The sequence below is a fragment of the Paenarthrobacter nicotinovorans genome (assembly GCF_007670255.1).
Classification (GTDB): Bacteria; Actinomycetota; Actinomycetes; order Actinomycetales; family Micrococcaceae; genus Arthrobacter; species Arthrobacter nicotinovorans_B.
The window spans coordinates 1-22,909 of the sequence record NZ_SZVS01000017.1; the positions used below are offsets into that span (position 1 = coordinate 1).

Sequence of the window (22,909 nt, forward strand, 5' to 3'; positions counted from 1 at the left end):
GCCGCAATCACCTGAACGTACTCAAGGACCCGTGAGATCTCCTCGACCCTGCCCGCGAAATCCGCCGCCTCCACGAATCCGAACAACCGGGCATCCGCCACAGCAGCACCCCGCAAACCGGCCACCGCCTCCACCGCATCATCAAGGAAAGCGCCCACCTCTGGGGCAGACCCACCGGGGGCCACGCTGCTCGCATCCGCGTCATCAAGCCGGGGCAGAATGCGGGCACCGTCTGGATGATCCGCGGATAGGGATCCGGCGGAGCCAGCGGTGGGCGGGCCGAGCACAGGGGAGGCCCTCATAGCTTCATCAAGGCCCACCAAGGGCGCTTCTCCGCGACCGGGAAACACCGTCCCGGGTGCAACAAGCCGTCCCGTTCCATCCATGAATCAAGACTGTCACCCCGGCAGAAACCCCATAAGCCCACAACCCCCGTATGTGGACAAACCACCCTATGTGGACAACGTGAAGCGCCGCAGGGGCCGCGGCCTGCTCCGGCACCCTTGAACCGCCACCCGAGATACCAACCCAGCACTCGGCCCCAACCCAGCCCCGCGCCGGCGTGAGCCAAGCGCGCAGTGTCGAGTACCGCCGTCGCACGCGCTTCCGGTACCCGTCGCGACACACCACGTGCGCCCGCGCAACACCACGTGCCCCCGCGCAACCCCGCGTGCCCCCACCAAGAGCGCGAAAAAAGGAGGACATAGCTGACGCGGGCCGAAGAGTCTGGGGGAAAACTCCGACCCGCGCCAGGTTTTTGGGGTTGGCTAGCCGATTATCGTCATGGCTTGCCAACCGGTACCCAGGCTGGTGGGTGGGACGTTGCTCAGGGTCCCGCTGCCGCTGCCTGGGTAGAGCCACAGGGTGTCGCCGATCCGGCCGATCACGTCGTTCTTGCCATCGCCGTCGAGGTCCCGGGGTCCTGCGATCAATGTTCGGTTGTCCCAACCTGCGGAGATCTGCTTCCAGGGGAGCCATCCGCGGGTTCCGTCGCCCGGGTAGAGCCAGAGGGCGCCTGTATCCGCGCGCCTGGCCAGCACATCCGTCGTACCATCTCCATTAAAGTCCCCCGTGCTCAGAATTGCATTCATAACATTCCAGCCGGTTCCTATGGTGGTTGGTGTACGAAGACCGCCGCTCCCTGTGCCCTCGTAGAGTCGCAGATCCCCGCTGCTCCTCCGGGCGATGACATCCGGTATGCCGTCGCCGCTGAAGTCGCCGGGGGAGAACAGCTGGCTCATGGTGGTCCACCCGATGCTCACCTGGACCCGTGCGCCGAAGCTGCCGGCGCCGTCGCCCGGGTAGAACCACAGCACATCTCCGCCACGGGCCAGCAGATCCGGCTTGCCGTCCTTGTTGAAGTCACCGGGGGTGATGATGTCGGTGATGGTTGACCATGCCGGCGCCGGAAGCGCCGTCTGCCGCGGGCCGAGTCCGCCGGCGCCGTTACCCGGATAGAGGAACAGGTTGCCGGCGCTGTCGGAGGACAGGACATCTGCTTTGCCGTCACCGTTGAAGTCATGGGACGACGGCGGACCGGCTGCGGGAACCGTGTACGTCTGGGTTCCAACGGGCGAGGCGTTCCCTGCCGTATCCACTCCGATGTACTTCAGGTTCAGTTGCGTCGTCCCCATGACAATCGGCGTGGAGTACAAGATGTTCGTTGCAGATACCGTGGCAGTCGGGGTGCTGCCGTCGGTGGTGTAGTAGATGCTGGCGCCCGGCTCATCGGCGGAGAGGGTGATGGTCGCCCCGCTGGCCAGTGCCCGGCTGGTCGGACTGGCCGTCACCACAGGCGCCCTGGTGTCCGGCGGGACGGTATAGGTCTGCGTGACGACGTCCGATACGTTGCCAGCAGGATCCGTGGCGAAGAACTTGAGGGTCATCGGATCCGGGCCCGGGAACACAATGGGTGCGGAGTACACCACGCCTGCTGCCAGGGGATCACTGCCGTCCTTGGTGTACTTGATGACGGAGTTTGCCTCATTGGATGTCAGGGTGATGGTGGTGCCAGGAGCGTATGGACCGCTTGTCGGGTTGGCCGTCACCACTGGCTTGGTGACGTCAGGGCCGGTGGCGTAGTTCTGGGTGACAACGGCCGACGTGTTGTTGGCAGTATCCACAGCGAAGTACTTCAGCGTCAGCGGACCATTCACGGTGATGGGAGTGGCATATTTGGCGCTGGCCGTGGTGGGGGTGGTGCCGTCAACGGTGTAGTAGATCGTTGCCGGCTCATTCGCGGCCAGTGTGATCTTTTGCCCGATGTCGTACGTTCCGCCTGCGGGTGTCGCAGTTACTTCCGGCGCGATGACATCGGCAGTGATGTGGGCCTCGAACTCGGACAGACCCACGCTGGTGGTTGAAGCACTGACTGAGCTGATGTTGAAGCGGACCGAGGTGACGGTTCGGGCCGGGAAGTTTACAGTCAGCCCCGAGCCGTTGTTGGGCAGGGCGCCCACAGGCACAACGCTGCCATCGGAGAAGGCCAGGTTTCCGCCGGTTACCTGGTCGCTGAGGATCGGCCGGTCAAACAGCGTCACTGCGTTGATGGTCTTGGCGGGGGAGAAGTTGTATTGGATCCAGCTGCCGGCTTTTCCGCCGTTGGTCACCCACTCCCGGCCAGCATCCATGGGCGTGCCCCAGGCGTACCCGTCGCGAGCCTTTTCGGGGCTCTGAGCCGAGGCCCTCTGCGAGGAGGCGCTGACAGTGGTGCCTGCTGACTTGGCGGCGTTGCCCGTCCACTCAATGGCAGTGATGTATTGCCGCTTGAGCCAGTCACTGTAGGGAGGTGCCGGACAGGGGCTCCCGCAGAGGTACTTGTCGAAGTCGGCGAACCGCACGAAAGTGTTGACCTTGTTGGTCAAATCTGCGCCGGTGACGTTCTGGGCATACTCGTCGATCACATACGCGTCATAGGCCGACGCAGTATGGGGACCGGTGTAGGCCCTGCTGGCCAGTTGGGCAAACTTTGCCGTGGCCCAGTGGTCGCTGTGGTCGTAGGGGTTCTGGTAGCTGCCCGTCCAATCCTGGGTGCGGAAGGTGGTGGGTCTGTAATTGGCCACAAGCTGGTTCAACGTCGTTTGGAATTGGCTCTTGGTGAAGGCTGCCGCACCGTCAACCGGGCGGATGGAGCTGAGCCTGCCATCCCACAACTTCAGGATGCTCTGGCCGTTGTAACGGTTGCTGCCCGTCCCGTCCGGGAAGCCGTCCGGAAGCCGCATGAAAACAACCGAAATGTTCGGCGCCGCGTTTAATGTTTGAAGCGTAAGGGGACGCCCGGGTATGCCGGCGTCGGAGGTGGTCCAAGCATCGGCGACGCCGGCCATTTTGGAGTAGCTTGCCCGGATTCCGGCTTCGAGGCTGTTCCAGTAGGCAGGGCCCTCGCCTGCCTCACCGGCTGTGGTGTAGACGGTCTGCACACAGCGTTTGGCCTGGATGTCCCGCATGAAATCCGGGCTGATGAAAATCAGGTCATCATCGGTGTGGGCCACAACCTGCATGGCACCTCCGGTGCCCGGACAAGGCGGAACCGCTGCCGAAGCAGGGGCGGCGATTCCCACGGTCAGTGCCGAGAAGGCAACAGATGAGCCCAGCAGCAGGCCAAGGATTTTGCGGGTACGAAACAGGGGAAACTGACGACGACGCCGAGCGTATTTTGGACGGTCCACAACCATTGCTCCTCGAGCAGATGTTGGGCCCCCCAGCCGGCAAATTTGCGACGCCCACCGGACGTCATTCAGTTGGGTACTGCGTTTCCTCCACCAAATGGAAGTGAAGCAGTGATGGTTACTGTACTCCTTGGATCATCACCATGGCTAGGGTCTTGCTCGGACCATCGTCGAATCCCAGCGGACCGGATCCCGTGGCCATTACGCTGATTCCATGAACCGCACCGCAGCGTTGAACCCCAGCCCTCGAACACTCGACGTCGAAAGCGTGGTTCACTTCGATCGCTTGCTTGGTGCCGGGGCCGTCTCAATGCACGGCTGGCACGCGCAATCGCTGGACCTTCGGGGGTACTCCCGCCAGCTCAAGGCCATGGACCCCCAGGGGGCGATCTTCCTTGGCTGCACCTTCGACGCCGGAGTAGAGGACAGCCTGCGAAGCCGCGGTGCGCTGATCTTCCCCAAGCTGCACGGCATACCTTTCGATCCGTACCGTGGCAGTCTCTACACCCCGGCGGAACTCTATCCGGACATTCCAAGAACCGAGTACGAGGCCACCCTCGACGCGCAGGTCTACCAGTGGAGCATCCTGCCCGGCCAGCGTAAAAGCCTGGACGCGACCCTCGCCGCCGCCCTGCACGACCACGCCATAGGCGATGCCTTGGACGAGGCACTTGACCAAGGAGCTTTCGCCGGGAGCAGGATCGTGGGAGTCATGGGCGGCCATGCGGCCCAGCGCGGTTCCAAAGAGTTTGCCGACGCCGCCCGCCTGGGAAGTTTGCTCGCGCGGGCCGGCTTCGCCGTCGCCACCGGGGGAGGCCCGGGTGCCATGGAAGCGGCCAACCTGGGGGCGTACTTCAGCGGACGGCCCGACGCCGAACTGGAAGCCGCCGTCGGTTCGCTCGCCGAGGTGCCGGGGTTCAGGCCCTCGGTGACGGCTTGGGCGCGGAAGGCGGCGGCCGTCGTCGAACGTTATCCCGACGGTACCCCGACGCTGGGCATCCCCACCTGGTTCTATGGGCACGAGCCACCCAACCTGTTCGCCACCCACATTGCCAAATACTTTGCCAATGCCATCCGGGAGGCCATCCTCCTGGAACTTTGCAACGGCGGGATCGTGTTCCTGCCCGGGGCCGCAGGAACGGTACAGGAAATTTTCCAGGACGCTTGCGAGAACTACTACGGAGCACCCGAAACCATCACGCCCATGGTTTTGGTGGGGCGCGAACACTGGGAAGGGACCTTCCCGGCCTGGCCGATGCTGCAAAGCCTCGCATCGGGCAAGCCCATGGCGGAGCGGATCTTCCTGGTGGATACCGTGGACGAGGCGCTCGCGGTCCTGACGGGGTGAGCGGGTACTCGGGTGAGCGGCGGCAGTACGCGCACCCGTTCAAAAGTCCTTGCTGCAGGGTCCGGCACCGAGCTTGGCCAAGCCCGTCAGGTCACCGGCGGCATAGTGCCGGACCCAGGATGCCTGGCCGTACATGAGCTGGCGGGGATCGTCCACGTGGTCCAGACCCACCAGATGGCCCAGTTCATGCATGATGACAGCGACGCCGATTTCGTCCCCGTCCGGGGTGTCCACAATGCCGGCGAACTGCGGGGCATCCAACGACACCGTCCCGGTCACGTACGCCTTGTATCCGTTGCTCAGGCCGATGGAGGAACTCCCGCCCAGGCCCACGGTTTGCCCGGTCAGGCGCGGAACCTGTTCCGGTGTGCTCCACGCGATGAGTACAGGCGCCCAACGATCGCCGTACCTGGCGGGTTGGTAGCCGGAACGGTTAGGGGAGGGGATCTCGGAGCTGGGCCCGTCGTAGATGAACTTCAAGCCGGTGGCATTGCTGGTTTGCTGGACGGCCTTCTCGACCAAGACCTGCCAGGAAGCCGGAGCTAAGTCCGAATTGACCACGTAATGGATGGGCCTGCAGGGCGAATAGGCAAGCGGTGTTCCGTCCTCTTTGACGGCCAGGAACTTGTACGAGCTGCTGGCTTGGACCACAGGCGGAGGCGTCCCGAGTGGTGCATCCGCTTCTTCCCGGCCGGGCAAGGGATCATCCCGTTGCCCGAAAGGTGCCAGTCCGGGGCGGGCCGGCTGGCTTTGCGTATCCGATGATCCGTACAGGAACTGTTGCAGTTCGCCGCCGAAAAAAGCGCCGGCGCAGACGAGCCCCAGGATCCCCAGCAGGAACAAAATGGCGGCGACGCTGCTGTGCTTGATGGGCGGCCGGGGCTCAGGTGGTTCGCGCGGACCTGACGACGGCGGAAGGAAACCGGGCCGGGGAGGATCCGGGTCCGGCCACTTGGACGACCCATAAGGTTCCATGGAACCCCCTGACGTGGAGGCCGCGGACGAGCGGTGGGGCGTCGCCGTCGGCCGTATCCGTCAGCATAGGTCCAGCAGGGTCCGGAGTCCATGGCGCCGGTATCACGTGACGAGATCCGCTAGATATCCTTGCGGCAAGGAGCTGAGGCCAGGAGGTGGAGACCATTCAGGTCACCGGCGGCCAGTCCATCGGGTGCGCCTATCTCGGGATACATGAGCTGGATTGGATCGTCCACGTGATCCAGGCCCATGACGTGTCCCAGTTCATGCTGCATGACGGCGAGGACATAGTCCGCGCCCCCCTGCTCCGAGAGCAGATCGGCGATCTGCGGGGTGTCGAGTTCCAGGCTCCCTGTGATGTAACTCTTGGGGCCCTTGTCCAGTGAATACATTGTGCTTCCGCCGGTGCCGATGACCTTGCCTTCCAGCGCAGGCGCTGCTTCGGGAGTGGTCCAGGAGATCAGCAGGGGAGCCCACCGGTCGCCGTAGCGGTTGGGCTGGTAGGGCTCGCGCTTGTCTGCGGGTTGTTCATCGGTAGTTCCATCACTGACGAACTGGATGCCGGAGGCCGCCGAGATGTTGGCAATCGCTGTGGCCAGGAGTTGGTCGGTTCCCTGCGGCGCGGTGGCGTTGTTCACCACGTAGTGCAGCGGGCGGCAAGGGGAGTACCCAACGGGAGTGCCGTCGTCGTTGGTCGCCAGGAACTTGTACGAATCGTTCGTGGTGCCGGGCGCCGTTGGCGAGGCCAGCGGGGCATCCGCTTCCTCGAGTCCTGGCGGTGGCGCGTCGGGGACGCGCGCCGCGGTGGGCTGGGGCTTTCCGATCTGGGGGCTGCCCGGGACGTTGACGCCCGGAAACAGCGACGTGATGCGGGGGTCGCCGTGCAGGAACCCCGTGACCAGGACCGCTGCCAGTGCGGCAACGATGGCCACGAGCAGGACGCGGAGGAAACGACCACCTGACCCCTTGTGCCGGTGCCTCGGCACCTGCGTTGTTTCCCGCTCCGCGTCCACGGTTCTCCGTTCCTCATGCCCTTGGTCACGCAGGGCAGCGCGGAGGACGAACCAACATTACGGTCTGCCGGCGCAGCCGTCCAAACTCAAACGATCGCTGCGCCGAACAGCAACCCGAGGCCGTAGGTGGCAGCTGCTGCTCCGAGCCCAATGGCCAGTTGCCTCAGACCACGGCTGAGCGGCGACGTCCCGGACAGCAAGCCGACGACGGCGCCGGTCGCCAACAGTGCGACTCCCACCAGAATGCCGGCCACCAGGAGGGCGGCCATGCCCGTCATGCCGAAGATGAACGGGAGGATGGGCACGATGGCGCCCGAGGCGAAGAAGCAGAAGCTGGACATCGCCGCGCCCCAGGCAGAACCCACGGATTCGTGCTCGTCGGTGACCGGTTTTTCGGGCTGCAGGGAAAGGCTGGGATCACAGTCGCAGCTGAACAGTCCCATGCGCTCGGCGGCCCGGTGCTCGGCTGCCTCCCGGGTCATGCCACGGGCCAGGTAAACGAGCACCAGTTCGTTGTGGTCGATGTCCAATGACGGGGCCGCGGTGAGTGTCGCCTGCGTGGGGAGCGTGGCGTTGAGCAGTTCGCGTTGGGAGCGGACGGAAACGTATTCGCCGGCGCCCATGGACAGTGCACCTGCCAGGAGTCCGGCCACACCGCTCATGAGCACCACTGAGCTCGGTACACCCGTGGCGGCCATGCCCATGACCAGCGAGAGGTTGCTCACCAGGCCATCGTTGGCGCCGAAGACTGCTGCACGGAAGGTGCCCGAGAGTCTGTTGCGGCCCCGGGTGGCCAAGCCGCGGACGACTTCCTCGTGGATCTGCTCGTCAGCAACCATCGCGGGCGTCGCCGCGGGTTCGGTGCCGTACGGAGAGCGGCCCTCCGCGCGCTGTGCCAGGGCAAGGACGAAGACGGAACCGAAGTTCCGGGCCAGGAAGCCCAGGAATTGGCTGCGGGCCGACGCTGCTTTGGGCATCCCGGCCTGGTCGCCCAGGAGTTTGAGCCAGTGGGCCTCGTGCCGGCCCTCTGCTTCGGCCAGGGCCAGCAGGATCTGGCGTTCCTCGCCGTCGCGGCGCTGGGCCAGTTCGCGGTACACGGCGGCTTCGGCCCGTTCATCGGCCAGGTATTGCCGCCAGCGCCGGATGTCCGACGCCGAGGGCGTGGCGGTGCCTTGGGATTCCGATGATTCGGGGGTGGGATCCGGAGCGGGGCTCGACGGACTCTGGGATTCCTGGTGCATCTGCACTTTATCTCCTGTGCTTGGTGGGGTAGTTGCGGCCCCATTGCACGCCCCACACTACCGCTTATCGGCGGGGTTTTTTGGCTGGTATTCCTTAGCTGGAATGTTCGGTGCACCGTAATTTCGGGCGTCGCCTGTACCGTTTTGCGGGCCTTGACCCATGCCTGCCCGGGTGCTCAGATGGAAGGACAGGGGCGGGTTTCATCAACCCGCATTTGGCCACCGGGCTCCCGCGGGCCCACGAGACGGAGGTAGCAGCATGGACACCACCGAATCACACTCGAACTACCCCGAACGCACGACCATCGAGTCGGACCCGGCTTACGACTACGCCGAAGACCAGGAAGTGGACGAGCCCTGGGTCGAGGAAGTGGACGCCCCCGAAGACGACGAACGGGTGGTGCCGATCGATGAGACCGAGGACTTCCGCGAGGAGGACGAGGAAATCTAGGCGCTTTCCCTGCTGAGAATAAAGGTGCGTGGCCGGCCTTCCCGTTTGCCCGACGCGGCTACCGTGACCGTCAGCGTCCCCGAAGCCTCACACCACGTGGAAGGCCGGACCGCCTGCGCCAGCGCTGCGGCGATCTCCCGCGATTGTGGATGCCGGAAACACAGGTTCTGGTTCCGGGCCAGTATGGTCACCGTGCCACGGTAAAGGTCGACGGCGGGGATCACCTTGACGGTTGCCGTGCTGGCTGCGGCGGGGGTGCTACGGGCTGTGGCCGGCTCATGGTGGCTTGGCTGCGTGTGGCTCGGCTGCGTGTGGCTCGGCTCGTGGTACGGCACGGGGTTGCTCCTGTGGAGAGTGCTCTTGCCCGCTCGGTTGTCTCAGGTCCGGGACGGGCCGCTTCCTCATCCGAACCACCCGTGAACATGGGGTTGGTGCATGGCCAGTCGGAGCTTGGCGCCACATCTCTTGAAGCTGGGACAACCCTACCGCACCTTCCCCCGGTTGTGAGGCCCGCTCTGCGCTCTTTGGGTGGGGTTTGACGCGCAGAGTGGGCCTTCCAACGTGGGGGTCCGTGCGTTGTGAGGCCTGCTCTGCGCTCTTTGGGCCGGGAACGCAAAACGGCGGTGCTGCCCCGCAAAGGGGCGGCACCGCCGTCGTGTATTGCTTGCTTAGCTGTTGCTGCCTACCGGGTGTACTTCCGGCGGCAGTTCCTCCGAGATGGCTCCGGCAACGCGCTTGTCCCAGGCCTCGCGGACGGCTGCGTCCGTGGGCGGGGTCAGCAGGGAGACCACGACGTAGACCACCAGCGAGGCAGCAAGTCCCCAGTAGATGGGCTCATTGGCGTAAACGCCGTCTTCGCTGGGGATGACACCAACCGCGTACATGATGAGCAGGGCCAGGGTCAGCACGGAACCGACCGCCATGGACCAGGCAGCTGCGATACCGGTGCCGCGCTTCCACACCAGGCCACCGAGGATGGCGACCAGCAGGCCACCCACCAGGATGTCGTAGGCGATGGTCAGGGCGACAACCACGTCCTGCGCGGCCATGGAGATAAGCACGGCGAGGACGCCGAGGCCCAGGACCCAGTAGCGGTTTGCCTTGACATCGTGCTCGGGGTTCTCGGTGTCATCGGTGTTGATGTTCTTGCCGAACCAGCTGGCAACGAAAGGCACGACGTCGGCGCGCGCCACTGTTGCGGCGGCGATCAGGGCGCCCGATGCCGTGGACATCATGGCTGCGACTGCTGCTGCCATGACAAGGCCGCCGATGCCGACGGGAAGGATGTGGGTAGCGACCTCGGCGTACACCACGTCCTTGCCGAGGTTGGCGACGTCGATGTTGGGCAGTGCAACGCGGGCTGCCAGACCGATCAATGCGCCGGCGATGCCGTAGAGGATGCAGTAGACGCCGGCCGTGGCGCCACCCCAGCGGGCTACCTTGGCGGTCTTGGCGGTGAAGACGCGCTGCCAGATGTCCTGGCCGATCAGCAGGCCGAGTGTGTAGACGACGAAGTAGGTAATGATCGTCTGGGTGCCGATGCCGTCGATCTGGAAGAAGCTGTCCTCCAGGCGCGCACGGATGCCGTCCATGCCACCGGCAGCGTTCAAAGCGAACGGGAGCATCAGGAAGAAGATGCCCACGGTCTTGATGAGGAACTGCACCTGGTCAGCCAGGGTGATGGACCACATGCCGCCGATGGTGGAGTAAACCAGGACGATTGCGCCGCCGACGGCGATTGCCATCCAGCGTTCCCAGTCGAAGAGCACAACGAAGATGGTGGCGTAGGCGCCGGTGGACGTGGCACACAGCATCAGCGTGTAGGCCAGCATCACGATGCCGGACGTCTGGGTGGCCTTGCTGCCGTAACGAAGGCTCAGCATCTGGGAGACCGTGTAGATCTTCAATCGCTGAATGGTGCCGGCGAACAGGAGGCTCAGGAGCAGCACGCCGGAGCCGATGGCGACCACGAGCCACATGCCGGAGATGCCGAACTTGTAGCCGAGACCCACGCCGCCCACGGTGGATGCGCCACCGAGGACAACAGCGGCCATCGTGCCGGTATAGAGGAAGGGGCCAAGGCGGCGGCCGGCCACCAGGAAGTCGCTGTTGTTCTTGGTGCGGGACTTGCCCCACCAGCCGAACGCCAGCATGGCGAGCAGGTACACCACCACGATTGCGATGTTAATAGCCGAAGATTCCATGAATGGTCCTTGGAGCTGATGCACGGAGGTTGGGGTTTTCGACGATACTCCTGCAGGGCGTCGAAGTCTCCGTGCTGACGATTGGAGATTGTGTTTGGAGCTTGGGGAGGTGTTGTGTGCCTCACAGACAACACTTGTTGCCTCTGAGGATATGTTGTGATCGGAGTAACAGTCAAGATCCTTTGGACTTGGTTACGTCGGCAGTGGCCTTGTTTACGTGCCTCCCGGCTACTATTGCTCCAATGACAGGGCCACATGACAGGCCTGAAAGGTTCGTGAATGAAGGCTCTACCCGTTGAACCGAGCAATGTTCCCGTTGCGATCGGTTCCAGAATCCGCGCGGCCCGGCAAGCGCAGCGACTCACCATTGAGCAGGTGGCTGACGCGACCGGTCTGACCAAGGGCTTCCTGAGTCGCGTGGAGCGCGACCTGACTTCGCCGTCGGTAGCTTCCTTGGTAACCCTTTGCCAGGTGCTTTCCGTCTCTGTTGGTGACCTTTTCGCGGCACCGGAGACCCATCTGACCAGGCGCGACGACGGCCCCAGGATTTCCTTGGGCGGCCAGGGAATAGTGGAACGGTTGCTGACTGCCCGCTCCGAGCGGCGCCTGCAGATCCTGCAGGCCACCATCGAGCCCCGGGGTCGCGGTGAGAACGAGCTCTACGCCGTCGATTGCGATGTTGACGTGCTCCACGTGGTGAAGGGCCGCATCAAGCTGATCCTGACCAACGAGGAGTACGACCTCGAGGAAGGAGACACACTCTCCTTCCCCGGCCGTGAACCCCACACTTGGATCAACCCCACGGACGAGACCGTTGAAGTGCTCTGGGTGCTGGTACCGGCAGCAAGCCGGTAGCGCTTAGCCCACGTGGACCCAGGGGCGCCGGGTGATATCCGGCTCGGCTTCCCGGAGCACCTCGCGGGTCACCGGGGCGATCTCACCTTCGCCGAAGAACAGGAACCTGCTCAGGTTGGAGATGGGGTTGCCCTCGGTCCAGCGGAAGTAGATGTGCGGCATGAAGCCGGTGACGTCGCGGATGTGCAGGAGCACCGCGGCCAGCGTGTTGGGCACATTGTTGCTGTGGACTTCCAGGATCTTGTAGCCGTGCCGTTCCTTGCCCACCACCTGGAGCTCTTGTTCGAAGTCCGAGCTGTCGTCCACGATGATCTCGATGAACACGGCGTCGCAGTCCAAGGGGAGGTGGTTGGCCTGCTGGGCATGCTGCAACTTCTCCCGGTATCTGTCGGCGCTGAAGCGCTTGGGTTCGTGGGCGATGATCCGGACGGGTCCATCGGAGTTGTTGGCCGTGAACTCCAGGGCCTTTTGGTCCATCTTGATGTGCGTGGCCCGCAGTTCGAAGGCCCGTCGCATGCGGGAGATAAAGCTGACCACCAGGATCGCCAGGATGAAGAGTGCGGCGATCTTGAGGCCGTCGGGCCGCTCGATGGAGTTGACCACTGTGGTGTAGATGAATACCAGGGAAATGATGCCGAAGCCGATCACCTGTGCGCGCTGCTTCTTCCGCCGCGCCGATAGTGTCACGGCAATGGATGCCGAGGTGATCAGGACCAGGACGCCGGTGGCATAGGCGCCGCCTTGGGCGTTGACGTCGGCCTGGAAAATGATGGTCACGATGAAGGCGATCACCGTGAAAACGAGAACCAGCGGGCGCAGTGCCCGTGACCAGGCAGGTGCCATTCCGTAGCGGGGCAGGTACCTCGGGACAAGGTTCAGCAACCCGGCCATGGCGGAGGCGCCGGCGAACCATAGGATGGCGATGGTGCTGATGTCGTAGATGGTCCCGAAGCCGTCACCAAGGAACCTGTGGGCGAGGAACGCCAGTGCGCGGCCGTCGGCCTTCCCGCCTGGCTCGAATTCGGCGGCCGGGATCAGCATGACAGTGGTGAAGCTGGAGGTGATGAGGAATGAGCTCATGATGATCGCGGCGGTGGTCAGGAGCTTGTGCGCACCCTTGATGCGCCCGGCCGGGTTCGCCTCTGTATCCGAGGGGTGGCCCTTGATCTGGGGCATCACAGCTACGCCGGTTTCGAAACCGGACAGCCCAAGTGCCAAACGGGGGAACACCAGCAGCGCCAGGGCGAGCATCATGATGGGATCGCCGTGGGATGTGGTCAATGCGGTCCACCAGTCCGTGATGACGCGGGTCTCGGTGAAGACGTGGCCGATGGAGACGGCGATGACCACAAGATTCAACAGAAGGAAGGCGCCCACCAGGACGACCGCAACGTTGATCGCCTCTTTGAAGCCTCGGAGGAAGACGATGCCAAGGCCCGCGATGAGGGCCAGGGTGATGACTACGTTCTGGCCTTCAAGGAACTCAGGCGCAAACGGGTTCTCGATGAGGTGGGCCGTGGCGTCGGCTGCTGAGAGCGTGATGGTGATCATGAAGTCCGTCGCCGCGAAGCCCAGCAGGGCGAGGACAAAGAGTTTGCCGCCCCAGCGGGGGAGCAGCCGCTCCAGCATGGAGATGGAACCTTCACCGCGTGGGCTTTCCTTGGCCACACGGCGGTAAACGGGCAGCGCGCCGGCAAGTGTGGCCGTGACAAGGAGCAGCGTGGCCAAGGGCGAGAGCAGCCCTGCCGCCAGTGCCGCGATGGCGGGCTGGTAGCCCAACGTGGAGAAGTAGTCCAGGCCCGTGAGGCACATGACCTTCCACCATGCCTGCGGTTTGTGCGACTCCGAGGGCTGGCCGTGGGGGCCTTGCCGCTTGCCTGAGGTGTCCGGCATTCCCTCCAGCAGCCAGGGCTTGAGCTTGAAGGAATTCTTGGGCCGGTTGGCCGGATCGGCCGGAGGCCTCGACAGGGTGGTCACGGTGTCCTTTCGCGCAGCACGGTGCTGCTTCCGCAAGGAGCGTATGGTGGCGCCCGACGCCGGAACACCGGTTTTTATGGAATCTTTACGCCCGCTGTGAGCGGCATCTCACGCCTCCGGGAAGATGTAAACAAGTGATGCATATTAGGCAACTTTGAGTGTATGATGGGTGTCACAGTCCCCGTTTCAAACCCACCAACCTAAGGAGTGGCGCAACTTTGGAAGAGCTCCGTATTGAGGCCAACGGCAACCTCGGCCCCATCGATTCATCCCGCATTCCGCGCTACGCCGGCGCCGCCACCTACGCCCGGCTTCCCCGTCTGGACCAGGTATCCAAGGCCGACGTCACCGTCGTCGGCGTGCCTTTCGACTCCGGTGTTTCCTACCGCCCCGGTGCCCGCTTCGGCGCCAACCACGTGCGTGAAGCGAGCCGCCTGCTCCGTCCGTACAACCCGGCCTGGGACGTCAGCCCGTTCGAGAACATCCAGGTCGCCGACGCCGGCGACATGGCCGTGAACCCGTTCAACATCAACGAGGCCATCGAGACCATCCAGCAGAACGCGCTGGACCTGACCGCCAACGGCAGCAAGCTCGTGACCCTTGGTGGTGACCACACCATCGCCCTCCCGCTGCTCCGCGCAGCCGCAGAGCGCGCCGGCGAGCCCATCGCCATGCTGCACTTCGACGCGCACCTGGACACCTGGGACACCTACTTCGGTGCCGAATACACCCACGGCACTCCGTTCCGCCGCGCCGTCGAGGAAGGCATCCTGGACACCGAGGCAATCAGCCACGTCGGTACCCGTGGTCCGCTGTACGGCAAGAAGGACCTCGACGACGACCACCGCTTCGGCTTCGGCATCGTCACTTCCGCTGACGTCTACTACCAGGGCGTCCTCGAGACCGTAGCCAAGATCCGCGACCGCATCGGCAACCGCCCGCTGTACATCTCCGTGGACATCGACGTCCTGGATCCGGCGCACGCACCCGGCACCGGTACTCCCGAAGCCGGCGGCATCACCAGCCGTGAGCTCCTGGAAATCATCCGTGGCTTCCGCGGCATGAACCTCGTGGGCGCCGACGTCGTGGAGGTCGCCCCGGCCTATGACCACGCCGAAATCACGGGCGTGGCAGGAAGCCATGTTGCCTACGAACTGGTGACCCTGATGGCGGACAACGCCGTCGAAGGTGACCGCCACGGCGCGCCGAACGGCTATGCCCAGCAGGCCCTCGGTGCCCGCATCGAGGAACTGGCGAAGGCCACGCAGCGATGATTGATTTCGACCCCGGCACAGCAGCCCCTACCAAGGGCACCAACCAGCGCAATGGTGGGGACCTCGTCGTCGAGACCCTTGAGGCGCTTGGCGCGAAGACGGTCTTCGGTATCCCTGGCCAGCATGCGCTGGGCTTGTTTGACGCCATGGGCCGCGGCAATCTGCACTTCGTGTCTTCCCGGGTGGAGAACAACTCGGCGTTCGCCGCGGACGGGTACTCCCGTGCGACGGGCGAGGTCGGGGTGTTGTTCCTGTCGACCGGTCCTGGCGCGCTGACGTCCCTGGCCGGTCTGCAGGAGGCCTATGCCACGGGTGTGCCGATGGTGGTGGTGGCCAGCCAGATCCCGTTGGATGGTCTGGGTGCGCGCCGCAAGGGCATGTTGCACCAGCTCGATGACCAGAAGGCCTCGGCGGCGAACGTCACCAAGAGCCAGCGCCTGATCCAGCACGCTTCTGGCATCCCCTCGGCCATCCAGGACGCCTGGACCGAGGCGATTTCATCGCCGCAGGGTCCGGTCTGGATCGAAATCCCGCAGAACGTGCTGCTGGACCCGATCATGGTTCCACCAGTGGAGGACGCCCTTGCCGAGGCCTTCGACAACCCGCCCCGCGTCGAGCTGGTCCGTGAAGCAGTGAAGTGGCTTTCGACGGCGGAACGCCCGGCGATCATCGCCGGCGGCGGTACCCGCCGCGGCCGGGCAGAGAAGGCGCTGCTCTCCATTGCCGAGCAGCTGCGCGCCCCGGTGATCTGCACCCCCGGCGGCAACGGCGCGTTCCCGTGGAACCACGAGCTGTCCCTCCAGTCCTGGATCGAGGACCGGTACATGACCGACGTCCTCGAGGACGCGGACGTGCTGATCGTGATCGGCTCGTCCCTGGGTGAGGTGACCTCGAACTACTTCACGTTCGAGCCCCGCGGCCGGATCATCCAGATCGACGCCGAACCCCGGGTCCTGGAGTCCAACCGTCCCGGCTTGGGCATCCGTGCCGACGCCGGTCAGGCTTTGGCTGCGCTGGATGAAGCCCTCAGTGCCGCCGGCGCTGCCACCGCCACCCAGCGCGACTGGCACGGCAGCAGCCCGGAGGAAGTCGTCAAAGACTCCCTGGCCAAGGTCAAGGCCCGCCTGGAATCACAGGACCTGGCCAAGGAACTGAAGTTCATGTCGGACATCCGTGAGGCTGTACCGGCTGACATGCAGACGTTCTGGGACATGACCATCTCCGCGTACTGGGGTTGGTCCTGCTGGGACGCCCGCGAGGGCCAGTTCCACTCCGCCCAGGGCGCAGGCGGCCTGGGCTACGGTTTCCCGGCTGCAATCGGCGGTGCCGTAGGCCTGGAAACAACCGGGAAGCCGAGCCGTGTGCTGGCTGTTTCCGGTGACGGTTCCTCGATGTACTCCATCTCGGAACTGGCCACGGCCAAGCAGCACAACGTTCCGGTCACCTGGCTGATCGTGGACGACGGCGGTTACGGCATCCTGCGCGAATACATGGTTGGTGCCTTCGGCCAGGCCACGGCCACCGAACTCGCCCGCCCTGACTTCGTCAAACTGGCCGAGTCCTTCGGCGTCCCGGCCCGCCGGGTATCCCCGGAGGACGTGGGGGACGCGCTCAAGGCGTCCTTCGAAGCTGACGGACCCAACGTCGTCGTGGTTGAAACCCTGCTGAAGATGTTCGGCCCCACACACCTGGGCAACTAGGACACAAGGAAGCCCCCGCACAGTGTTTTGTGCGGGGGCTTCCTGCGTTCAGTCGAGGTCGCGCTTGGTGCCTTCCGGGGTTGCCTTGACTGCGATGGCCGACGCCAGCATCGCGGCGATCCAGAAGAGGGCAATCAGCCAGATGCCACCACCGGCTGCCAGGCTGAGTCCGGCCACGATCATCGGCGTGAAGCCTGCGCCGATCATCGAAGCCCCTTGATAGGCCAGCGATGCGCCCGTGTAGCGGTTGCGGGTGGGGAATTGCTCGGCGACGTAGGCGGCAATCGGGCCATAGAGGAAGCCCTGCACCAGGCCGTTGCCCAGGATGATGGCTGCCGCGAAGCCCCACAGCTCCCCGTTGCTCATCAGCATCAGGATGGGGTAGACCAGCACGGCGCCAAGGACGGAGGCTCCGATGAGGACCCGACGGCGGCCGATCCGGTCGCTGAGGCGGGCCGAGTAGAAGCAGATCACCAGCGTCAGCAGCGCCGCGACGGCCTTGATGTTGAGCACACCGTTCTTGTCGGCGCCGCTCTCCACAGCTACGGAAACGCCCCAGACGGTGGTCATGGACTGGCAAACATAGAACGACGTGGTGGCCAGCAGCCCCAGGACCACCGCGCGGGGGTTGTTCTTCAGGACATCGAGCAACGGCACCCGGCGTTTTTCGCCGGCCGCTTCCAGGCGCTGGAAGGCAGGCGTTTCAGCGACCTTCAAACGGATGACCATGCCCACCACAATGAGCAACGCGCTGAGCAGGAAGGGCACACGCCAACCCCACACCAGGAAGTCCTTGCCGGAGATCGCGGCGAACAAGGACAGCGCGAGCGTCCCGAGGATAGCGCCGGCCGGTCCGCCGGCGTTCGCGAAGGCAGCCGCGAACCCACGGTGTTTCTTCGGTGCGTGCTCAATGGCCATGAGAGCAGCACCACCCCACTCACCACCAACAGCCACGCCCTGCACCAGGCGGAGGATCACCAGTGCCAGGGGAGCTGCCATGCCGATCTGGGCTGTGGTCGGGAGCAGGCCGATGGCCGTGGTGCCAAGGCCCATGATCAGCATGGAGAGAACCAGCATTTGCTTGCGGCCCAGGCGGTCGCCGAAATGGCCGAAGATGAGGCCGCCCACGGGCCGGGCAATGTATCCCACGGCGAGGGTGACAAAGGATGCGAACAAATCGAAGCCGGGGCCGAGGTTGGCGAAGAAGACCTTGTTGAACACCAGGGACGCTGCCGTGGCGTAGAGGACAAAGTCGTAGTACTCAATGGCGCTGCCTATGAAGCTGGAGGCGAGGATGCGGCGCATGTCCTTGGTGTTCAAGGACGTTTCCGTGCTGGTGGCAGCGCCTGTGTCCGGGGCTGTTGGTGCTGAACTCATGTTCTTCCTCAGGTTGGGGTTCTGGCTCGTCAGCGCTGACGGGCGAACGGAATGGTGTCGAGGTCATTGGGGATGGTGAACGTCCCGGAGAAGTGCTCGCCGGCTTCCTGCCAGACGGATTCGGAGGCGGAACCGGGGACCAGGTGGTGCAGGGCCAGGTGGCCGACGCCGGCAACCTCAGCGAGCTTCGCGGCGTCGCGGACGCTGGTGTGCGACTTGTAGTGGTGATCGCGGGAGGCCCGGCTGGATTCGTCGGTCTTGTCCGCGTACAGCGACTCAACCCAGGCGAAATCAATGGCCTCATGCAGCAGCAGGTCGGTGTCCTGGGCCAGCGTGATCATGTTTTGCGTATACGCCGTGTCGCCGGAGATCGTGACGGATCCCTCGGCGGTGTCGAAACGGAAGGCGAACGCGGGAGCTACGGGCGGATGCTCCACCAGGATCGCCGTGACAGTGACCAGTTCGTCCCGGTACACCTCGAACGGTTCCATATCCGGCGTCGGGTTGTTGTTGGGGTGGTATCCGCTTTCGGCGGGAACTTCGATGTCTTCGGCATGGAAGATGTCCAAGGGGCTCGGGCGGAGGCTGTCCAGGATGCGGTCGTTGAGGTCCGTGGCGTGGGCCTTCATGAGTTGTTCGAACATCTGGCGGGTGCCCGGCGTCGGATTCTCCGGCGCCAGCGGTTCAGGGGCGACGACGGCGCGCGGCGACACAGCGGGAAGCTCACCGCGGTTGCCCGGTCCAATGATCTTCACGGGGTTCTCCGTGCGGTGGGTCAAGGCGTAGAGGCCGAAGATGCCCAAGCCGGCGAGGTCGTACACGTGGTCTGAATGCAGGTGGGTGATGAACAGGGCCCTCAGGTCCTTGAGCTCCAGGCCCGACTGGCTGAGCCGCCGTCCCGCGCCCTGGCCGAAATCGACGAGGTAGAAAGCCTCTCCCACCACCACGGCGGTGGCAATACCGGTCCGCTCGCCGGAGTCGGCCGCCGCCCACCAGCGCGGTCCGCCAGCGGTTCCGAGGGTGACGATGTGCGGCTTCAGGGATGACGACGGCGTCATGATTCTCCTTGGTTGAGTGGCTTTTCTCCAGTGTGGTCTGGAACACGTCACTTGTATAATCAATCAATTCAAAGAAGTTCATAAGGAGAACTGATGGGTGAGTTTACGCTTCGGCAACTGGAGTATTTCGTGGCGGTCCTGGACCACGGATCACTCACCAAGGCCGCGAGCGAGAGCAATATCTCCCAGGCCGCTGCGTCCATGGCCATCGCACAACTGGAGAAGAACCTCGGCCTCGATCTGTTGATCCGCACCCGCGCCAAACGCGTTGAACCAACCCCGGCAGGGGTCGAACTCGGAGTGCGGGCACGGCGCATCCTCCGGGAGGCGGCTGATCTCCAAGGAGCCCTCCGCGGTTCCCACCAGGACATGCGTGGACGTGTGGTGATCGGCTGCATGATCGCGATCTCGCCGCGACTGATCCCTGAACTTATCCGGGTCTTCGCCGCCAAGTGGCCGGAGGTTGAACTCGACTTCGTGGAAGGGAATGCCGAGGAGCTCCAGCGCGCAGTGGCGGAAGGGGAGTTGGACGTGGCGTTCATCTATTCACTCCAGGCGATCCCCGGCGTCGAAATCCTCAAGGTGGCAGCATCCCGGCCACAGTTCATGCTCGCCGAGGACCACCCGCTCGCGGGAAGGAAGTCCCTGCGCTTTGCCGATTTGGCGCAAGAGGACGTGGTTCTGTTCGACGTCCCGCCCAGCGCGGAGCGCGTCATTGCGATGTTCCATTCGGCGGGCATCGAACCGAAGGTGCGTTGGCGCAGTGTCGTTGCCCAAACCATCCGGGGCATTGTGGCGAGCGGGCGTGCCTATTCAGTAACCAATGTGTGGCCCGGAATTGAGTCGTTGTACACGGGGGCGCGTGTTGCGCTGGTGCCGATCGAGGACGCCTTGCCCCTGAACGAACTGGTAGCGGTGGTCCCTCCCGGCGTCAGCCGCCCGCGGCGCGTGGAGGAAGTCATTGCCGAAGCCCGGGAACTGACTCAGCAGGAGCAGTGATCCCCGCCTGTACTCTTTTAGTTTCCCAAAGCAATCAATCTGGGGTATAGTTGCTTTAGGCAAACAAAAAGGGGTGTTTTACATGTCTGTCGGTTCTGCCACAGCAACCGATCTTGTGCATCAGATTTTCGACCTGCAGCGGACTCTGCGCTGCGTGGTGACCGCCCACATGGCCCGCGTTCCCGACGTCGGAATGGCGGTACAGGGTGTCATGCGGTTCATTGGCGAGGGGGAGACCCGGGCCACGCACCTGGCCGCGCGCCTTGGCGTAAGTGCGCCGGTCCTCAGCCGCCACGTCGCGGAGCTCGAGGAGCTCGGCTTCGTTGCCAGGCGGCCGGATCCGGCCGACGGCAGGGCCCAACTGCTGGCCCTGACCGAGCGGGGCGCAGCGAAACTGCGCGAATTCGAAGAACAACGCAGCGTGAGACTGCGGGATTACCTGGCGGATTGGAGCGAGGCGGACGCCCTCGAGGCCTCCCAGGTCATCAACAAACTCACTGAATCCCTGAAGGACTCAATCCGGGCAACGGCGGCCGGCTCCCACACAACAGACCAAAACAGCTTAGGAGCCCGGAATGGCTAAACCAGCAACGCAGAACGCAGTCCCCGGACAGGCGGTGGACGCCGCGGCCAAGGCGGCCGCGCCCATGACCCACCGTCAGATCATGGAAGCCCTGACCGGCCTCCTCGCGGCCTTCTTCACGGCAATCCTGAGCAGCACGATCGTTGCCAACGCGCTGCCCACCATCATGTCCGAACTCAAGGGCACCCAGACCGACTTCGCCTGGGTCATCACGGCCGCGCTGTTGGCCAACGCTGCCACCACCCCCATCTGGGGCAAGCTCGCTGACCTCTTCGACAAGAAGCTCCTGGTTCAGCTGAGCATCATCATCTTCGTCGCCGGCTCTGTCATGGCCGGACTGTCCGAGACCATCCCGCTGCTGCTGACGGCACGCGTGATCCAGGGCATCGCCATGGGTGGCCTCACGGCGCTGGCCCAGGCAATCATCGGCTCCATGATCCCGCCGCGCGACCGTGGCAAGTACTCCGGTTACATGGGCGCCGTCATGGCAGTCGGCACCGCCGGTGGACCTTTGCTCGGTGGCTTCATCGTGGACAGCCCCCTCGGCTGGCGGTGGACGTTCTTCGTCTGCGTGCCCCTTGCCGTCGTTGCCCTGATCCTGCTCCAGATCACCCTGAAGATCCAGCACATCAAGCGCCCGGCCAAGATCGACTGGCTCGGTTCCATCCTGCTGACCTCGGGCGTGAGCCTGCTCCTGATCTGGGTCTCCTTCGCCGGCAACCCGGAATACTACGACTGGGTTTCGTGGCAGTCCGCCCTCATGGTCGGTGGCGGCGTTGCCCTCCTGGCCCTCCTGGTTTTCGTGGAGACCAAGGTTGCCCAGCCGATCATCCCGCTCAAGATCATCTCCGAGCGCACCACCGCGTTGGCCATCATCGCTTCGGTCGCCGTGGGCATCGCGATGTTCGGCTCGTCCACGTTCCTGGGCCAGTACTTCCAGGTGGCCCGCGGCGCCACGCCTACCGAGGCCGGCCTGCTGACCCTCCCCATGATCGCCGGGAACCTCGTGGGTTCCGTGGCCTCCGGTGTCCTCATCAGCCGCTTCGGCAAGTGGAAGAGGTTCCTGATTGCAGGTTCAGTGCTCCTGATTGGCGGCCTGGCATTCGCCGGGACCATGGACCACACCACCGAACTGTGGATCGTGGCGATCTACACCGGCGTGTTCGGCCTGGGCCTTGGCATGCTGATGCAGAACCTCGTGCTGGCCGTGCAGAACACCGTGCAGGCCAAGGACATTGGAACCGCAAGTGCTTCCGTGGCGTTCTTCCGCTCGGTCGGTGGCGCAATCGGCGTCTCGGTTCTTGGAGCCGTCATGTCCAACCATGTGAAGGACCTGGCCGTCGAGGGACTGGCTGCGGCCGGTATTCCTGTCCAGGGCGGCAGCTCCGGCGCCAGCATGGACCTGGCGGACATGCCCGCACCGATCGCCGACATCATGCGTGCGGCTTACGGTGATGCCACTGCCCAGATCTTCCTGATCTCGGCCGTCATCAGCGTCGTGGCCCTCCTGGCAGTGCTGTTCATCAAGGAGCGTCCGCTGCGCCGCACAGTTGACGCAGCTCCCGAGAAGGAACTGGTGGCAACGGCATCCGGTGAAGCCGGGATGTCGCTGGACACGTCCTCCATGGACGCCGTTTCCGCAGACGCCGTGAAGAACGACGACGGCGCAAGCCGCCCGGGTGCCGGACGTCCCCTTTCCGGTACGGACCGTGCCGTTCGCCAGGAGGACCCGGGAACCGATCTGGACCTCGAGTTTGCCCGGATCCTGACCCAGGAGCGGCCCAACGCCACCGCCGACGTGAAGGAAGTACAGGAGCAGCTCTCCCGTACCCAGTACGTCCTGGCCGAACAGCAGCTGCAGCTCAGCCGCGCCAACGTGGAACTCCAGGCCCGTTTGCGGGAGCAGCAGAGCATTGCGGAACAGCAGGCGGCCACGGCTGATGAGCTGGCTGCGATCCCCAAGGAACTCAAGCGCGAACGCAGGCAACAGGAACGGATGGCGTTGCTTCTCCTGCAGGGGGCTGAAGCCCGCCAGGAACACGGCAAACACGCAGGCTAGAACCACCTACCCGTAAGGAAGGGCGCCGGCTGGGAATCCAGCCGGCGCTTTGCCGTTCCCGGGACGGGTTTTGCCCCCAATGAAGCAGCCGCGACACGACAACTAATCCGCTGGGATGATCTTTTCC

17 protein-coding genes, 1 pseudogene and 1 riboswitch are annotated in these 22,909 nt (G+C 64.4%); of the genes and pseudogenes, 8 read left to right on the forward strand and 10 right to left on the reverse strand.

Features of this window, described 5'->3' with window-relative positions; genetic code table 11:
* Window positions 1-386, reverse strand: a pseudogene (locus FDP28_RS19405) (hypothetical protein); the annotation flags it as partial.
* Window positions 387-767: 381 nt separating this feature from the next.
* A complete protein-coding gene (locus FDP28_RS19410; protein ID WP_144663244.1) occupies window positions 768-3,674 on the reverse strand; it encodes a chitobiase/beta-hexosaminidase C-terminal domain-containing protein in 2,907 nt (968 codons plus the stop codon).
* A 208-nt stretch (window positions 3,675-3,882) separates the two neighbouring features.
* Between FDP28_RS19410 and FDP28_RS19415 the strand changes: the two genes are divergently transcribed.
* A complete protein-coding gene (locus FDP28_RS19415; protein WP_186313724.1) occupies window positions 3,883-5,016 on the forward strand; it encodes an LOG family protein in 1,134 nt (377 codons plus the stop codon).
* A gap of 39 nt (window positions 5,017-5,055) precedes the next feature.
* On the opposite strand, the gene FDP28_RS19420 is transcribed toward FDP28_RS19415, so the two are convergent.
* The 3 genes from FDP28_RS19420 to FDP28_RS19430 all read right to left on the reverse strand — a co-directional run bounded on the left by FDP28_RS19420 (window position 5,056) and on the right by FDP28_RS19430 (window position 8,245).
* Window positions 5,056-5,991: a matrixin family metalloprotease gene (locus tag FDP28_RS19420; protein WP_144663245.1), complete on the reverse strand. Its 936-nt coding sequence runs from the start codon at window positions 5,989-5,991 to the stop codon at window positions 5,056-5,058.
* Window positions 5,992-6,110: 119 nt separating this feature from the next.
* Window positions 6,111-7,004, reverse strand: coding sequence for a matrixin family metalloprotease (locus tag FDP28_RS19425; protein ID WP_144663246.1), 894 nt, complete (start codon window positions 7,002-7,004; stop codon window positions 6,111-6,113).
* 86 nt (window positions 7,005-7,090) lie between these two features.
* Window positions 7,091-8,245: a VIT1/CCC1 transporter family protein gene (locus tag FDP28_RS19430; protein WP_144663280.1), complete on the reverse strand. Its 1,155-nt coding sequence runs from the start codon at window positions 8,243-8,245 to the stop codon at window positions 7,091-7,093.
* Window positions 8,246-8,504: 259 nt separating this feature from the next.
* On the opposite strand from FDP28_RS19430, the gene FDP28_RS19435 reads away from it, so the two are divergent.
* A complete protein-coding gene (locus FDP28_RS19435) occupies window positions 8,505-8,696 on the forward strand; it encodes a hypothetical protein (RefSeq protein WP_144663247.1) in 192 nt (63 codons plus the stop codon).
* On the opposite strand, the gene FDP28_RS19440 is transcribed toward FDP28_RS19435, so the two are convergent.
* Both FDP28_RS19440 and FDP28_RS19445 read right to left on the reverse strand, forming a co-directional pair.
* Window positions 8,693-9,031 (reverse strand): hypothetical protein, encoded by a 339-nt coding sequence (locus FDP28_RS19440; RefSeq protein ID WP_186313725.1) that lies wholly within the window; start codon window positions 9,029-9,031, stop codon window positions 8,693-8,695. The two genes, FDP28_RS19435 and FDP28_RS19440, sit on opposite strands and share 4 nt — an antisense overlap.
* A 16-nt stretch (window positions 9,032-9,047) precedes the next feature.
* A riboswitch (SAM riboswitch) is annotated at window positions 9,048-9,167 on the reverse strand.
* Between the two features lie 197 nt (window positions 9,168-9,364).
* Window positions 9,365-10,900: a sodium:solute symporter family protein gene (locus FDP28_RS19445; protein ID WP_186313726.1), complete on the reverse strand. Its 1,536-nt coding sequence runs from the start codon at window positions 10,898-10,900 to the stop codon at window positions 9,365-9,367.
* 279 nt (window positions 10,901-11,179) lie between these two features.
* Between FDP28_RS19445 and FDP28_RS19450 the strand changes: the two genes are divergently transcribed.
* Window positions 11,180-11,755 carry a helix-turn-helix domain-containing protein gene (locus tag FDP28_RS19450; protein WP_018777077.1) on the forward strand — a complete coding sequence of 192 codons (576 nt, stop codon included), beginning with the start codon at window positions 11,180-11,182 and terminating at the stop codon, window positions 11,753-11,755.
* Window positions 11,756-11,758: 3 nt separating this feature from the next.
* Here the strand turns inward: FDP28_RS19450 and FDP28_RS19455 are convergent, their stop codons facing one another.
* Window positions 11,759-13,732: an APC family permease gene (locus tag FDP28_RS19455; RefSeq protein ID WP_144663249.1), complete on the reverse strand. Its 1,974-nt coding sequence runs from the start codon at window positions 13,730-13,732 to the stop codon at window positions 11,759-11,761.
* 218 nt (window positions 13,733-13,950) lie between these two features.
* Between FDP28_RS19455 and speB the strand changes: the two genes are divergently transcribed.
* Both speB and FDP28_RS19465 read left to right on the forward strand, forming a co-directional pair.
* Window positions 13,951-15,006 (forward strand): agmatinase, encoded by a 1,056-nt coding sequence (gene speB / locus FDP28_RS19460; protein ID WP_144663250.1) that lies wholly within the window; start codon window positions 13,951-13,953, stop codon window positions 15,004-15,006.
* Window positions 15,003-16,706 carry a thiamine pyrophosphate-binding protein gene (locus FDP28_RS19465; protein ID WP_144663251.1) on the forward strand — a complete coding sequence of 568 codons (1,704 nt, stop codon included), beginning with the start codon at window positions 15,003-15,005 and terminating at the stop codon, window positions 16,704-16,706. The genes speB and FDP28_RS19465 overlap by 4 nt, the downstream gene beginning before the upstream one ends.
* A 48-nt stretch (window positions 16,707-16,754) precedes the next feature.
* On the opposite strand, the gene FDP28_RS19470 is transcribed toward FDP28_RS19465, so the two are convergent.
* Entirely contained in the window at window positions 16,755-18,083 is a 1,329-nt protein-coding gene (locus tag FDP28_RS19470; protein ID WP_144663252.1) for an MFS transporter, read from the reverse strand.
* Between the two features lie 29 nt (window positions 18,084-18,112).
* The gene (locus FDP28_RS19475) at window positions 18,113-19,141 is read right to left on the reverse strand and encodes an MBL fold metallo-hydrolase (RefSeq protein ID WP_144663253.1); all 1,029 of its coding nucleotides are present in this window, start codon (window positions 19,139-19,141) and stop codon (window positions 18,113-18,115) included.
* A gap of 93 nt (window positions 19,142-19,234) precedes the next feature.
* On the opposite strand from FDP28_RS19475, the gene FDP28_RS19480 reads away from it, so the two are divergent.
* From FDP28_RS19480 to FDP28_RS19490, 3 genes are all read left to right on the forward strand, one after another.
* Window positions 19,235-20,140: a LysR family transcriptional regulator gene (locus FDP28_RS19480; protein WP_144663254.1), complete on the forward strand. Its 906-nt coding sequence runs from the start codon at window positions 19,235-19,237 to the stop codon at window positions 20,138-20,140.
* An 82-nt stretch (window positions 20,141-20,222) separates the two neighbouring features.
* Entirely contained in the window at window positions 20,223-20,723 is a 501-nt protein-coding gene (locus FDP28_RS19485; protein WP_144663255.1) for a MarR family winged helix-turn-helix transcriptional regulator, read from the forward strand.
* On the forward strand, window positions 20,716-22,782 hold the full coding sequence (locus FDP28_RS19490; RefSeq protein WP_144663256.1) for an MDR family MFS transporter: 2,067 nt from the start codon (window positions 20,716-20,718) through the stop codon (window positions 22,780-22,782). The genes FDP28_RS19485 and FDP28_RS19490 overlap by 8 nt, the downstream gene beginning before the upstream one ends.
* Window positions 22,783-22,909: the final 127 nt, after the last annotated feature.

Bases quoted from the DNA above. Each gene is read 5' to 3' on its own strand.
- FDP28_RS19485 (WP_144663255.1), top strand. From the start codon at position 20,223: ATGTCTGTCGGTTCTGCCACAGCAACCGATCTTGTGCATCAGATTTTC.
- FDP28_RS19445 (WP_186313726.1), bottom strand. From the start codon at position 10,900: ATGGAATCTTCGGCTATTAACATCGCAATCGTGGTGGTGTACCTGCTC.
- FDP28_RS19490 (WP_144663256.1), top strand. From the start codon at position 20,716: ATGGCTAAACCAGCAACGCAGAACGCAGTCCCCGGACAGGCGGTGGAC.
- FDP28_RS19480 (WP_144663254.1), top strand. From the start codon at position 19,235: ATGGGTGAGTTTACGCTTCGGCAACTGGAGTATTTCGTGGCGGTCCTG.
- FDP28_RS19435 (WP_144663247.1), top strand. From the start codon at position 8,505: ATGGACACCACCGAATCACACTCGAACTACCCCGAACGCACGACCATC.
- FDP28_RS19475 (WP_144663253.1), bottom strand. From the start codon at position 19,141: ATGACGCCGTCGTCATCCCTGAAGCCGCACATCGTCACCCTCGGAACC.
- FDP28_RS19430 (WP_144663280.1), bottom strand. From the start codon at position 8,245: ATGCACCAGGAATCCCAGAGTCCGTCGAGCCCCGCTCCGGATCCCACC.
- FDP28_RS19465 (WP_144663251.1), top strand. From the start codon at position 15,003: ATGATTGATTTCGACCCCGGCACAGCAGCCCCTACCAAGGGCACCAAC.
- FDP28_RS19450 (WP_018777077.1), top strand. From the start codon at position 11,180: ATGAAGGCTCTACCCGTTGAACCGAGCAATGTTCCCGTTGCGATCGGT.
- FDP28_RS19415 (WP_186313724.1), top strand. From the start codon at position 3,883: ATGAACCGCACCGCAGCGTTGAACCCCAGCCCTCGAACACTCGACGTC.
- FDP28_RS19470 (WP_144663252.1), bottom strand. From the start codon at position 18,083: ATGAGTTCAGCACCAACAGCCCCGGACACAGGCGCTGCCACCAGCACG.
- FDP28_RS19410 (WP_144663244.1), bottom strand. From the start codon at position 3,674: ATGGTTGTGGACCGTCCAAAATACGCTCGGCGTCGTCGTCAGTTTCCC.
- FDP28_RS19420 (WP_144663245.1), bottom strand. From the start codon at position 5,991: ATGGAACCTTATGGGTCGTCCAAGTGGCCGGACCCGGATCCTCCCCGG.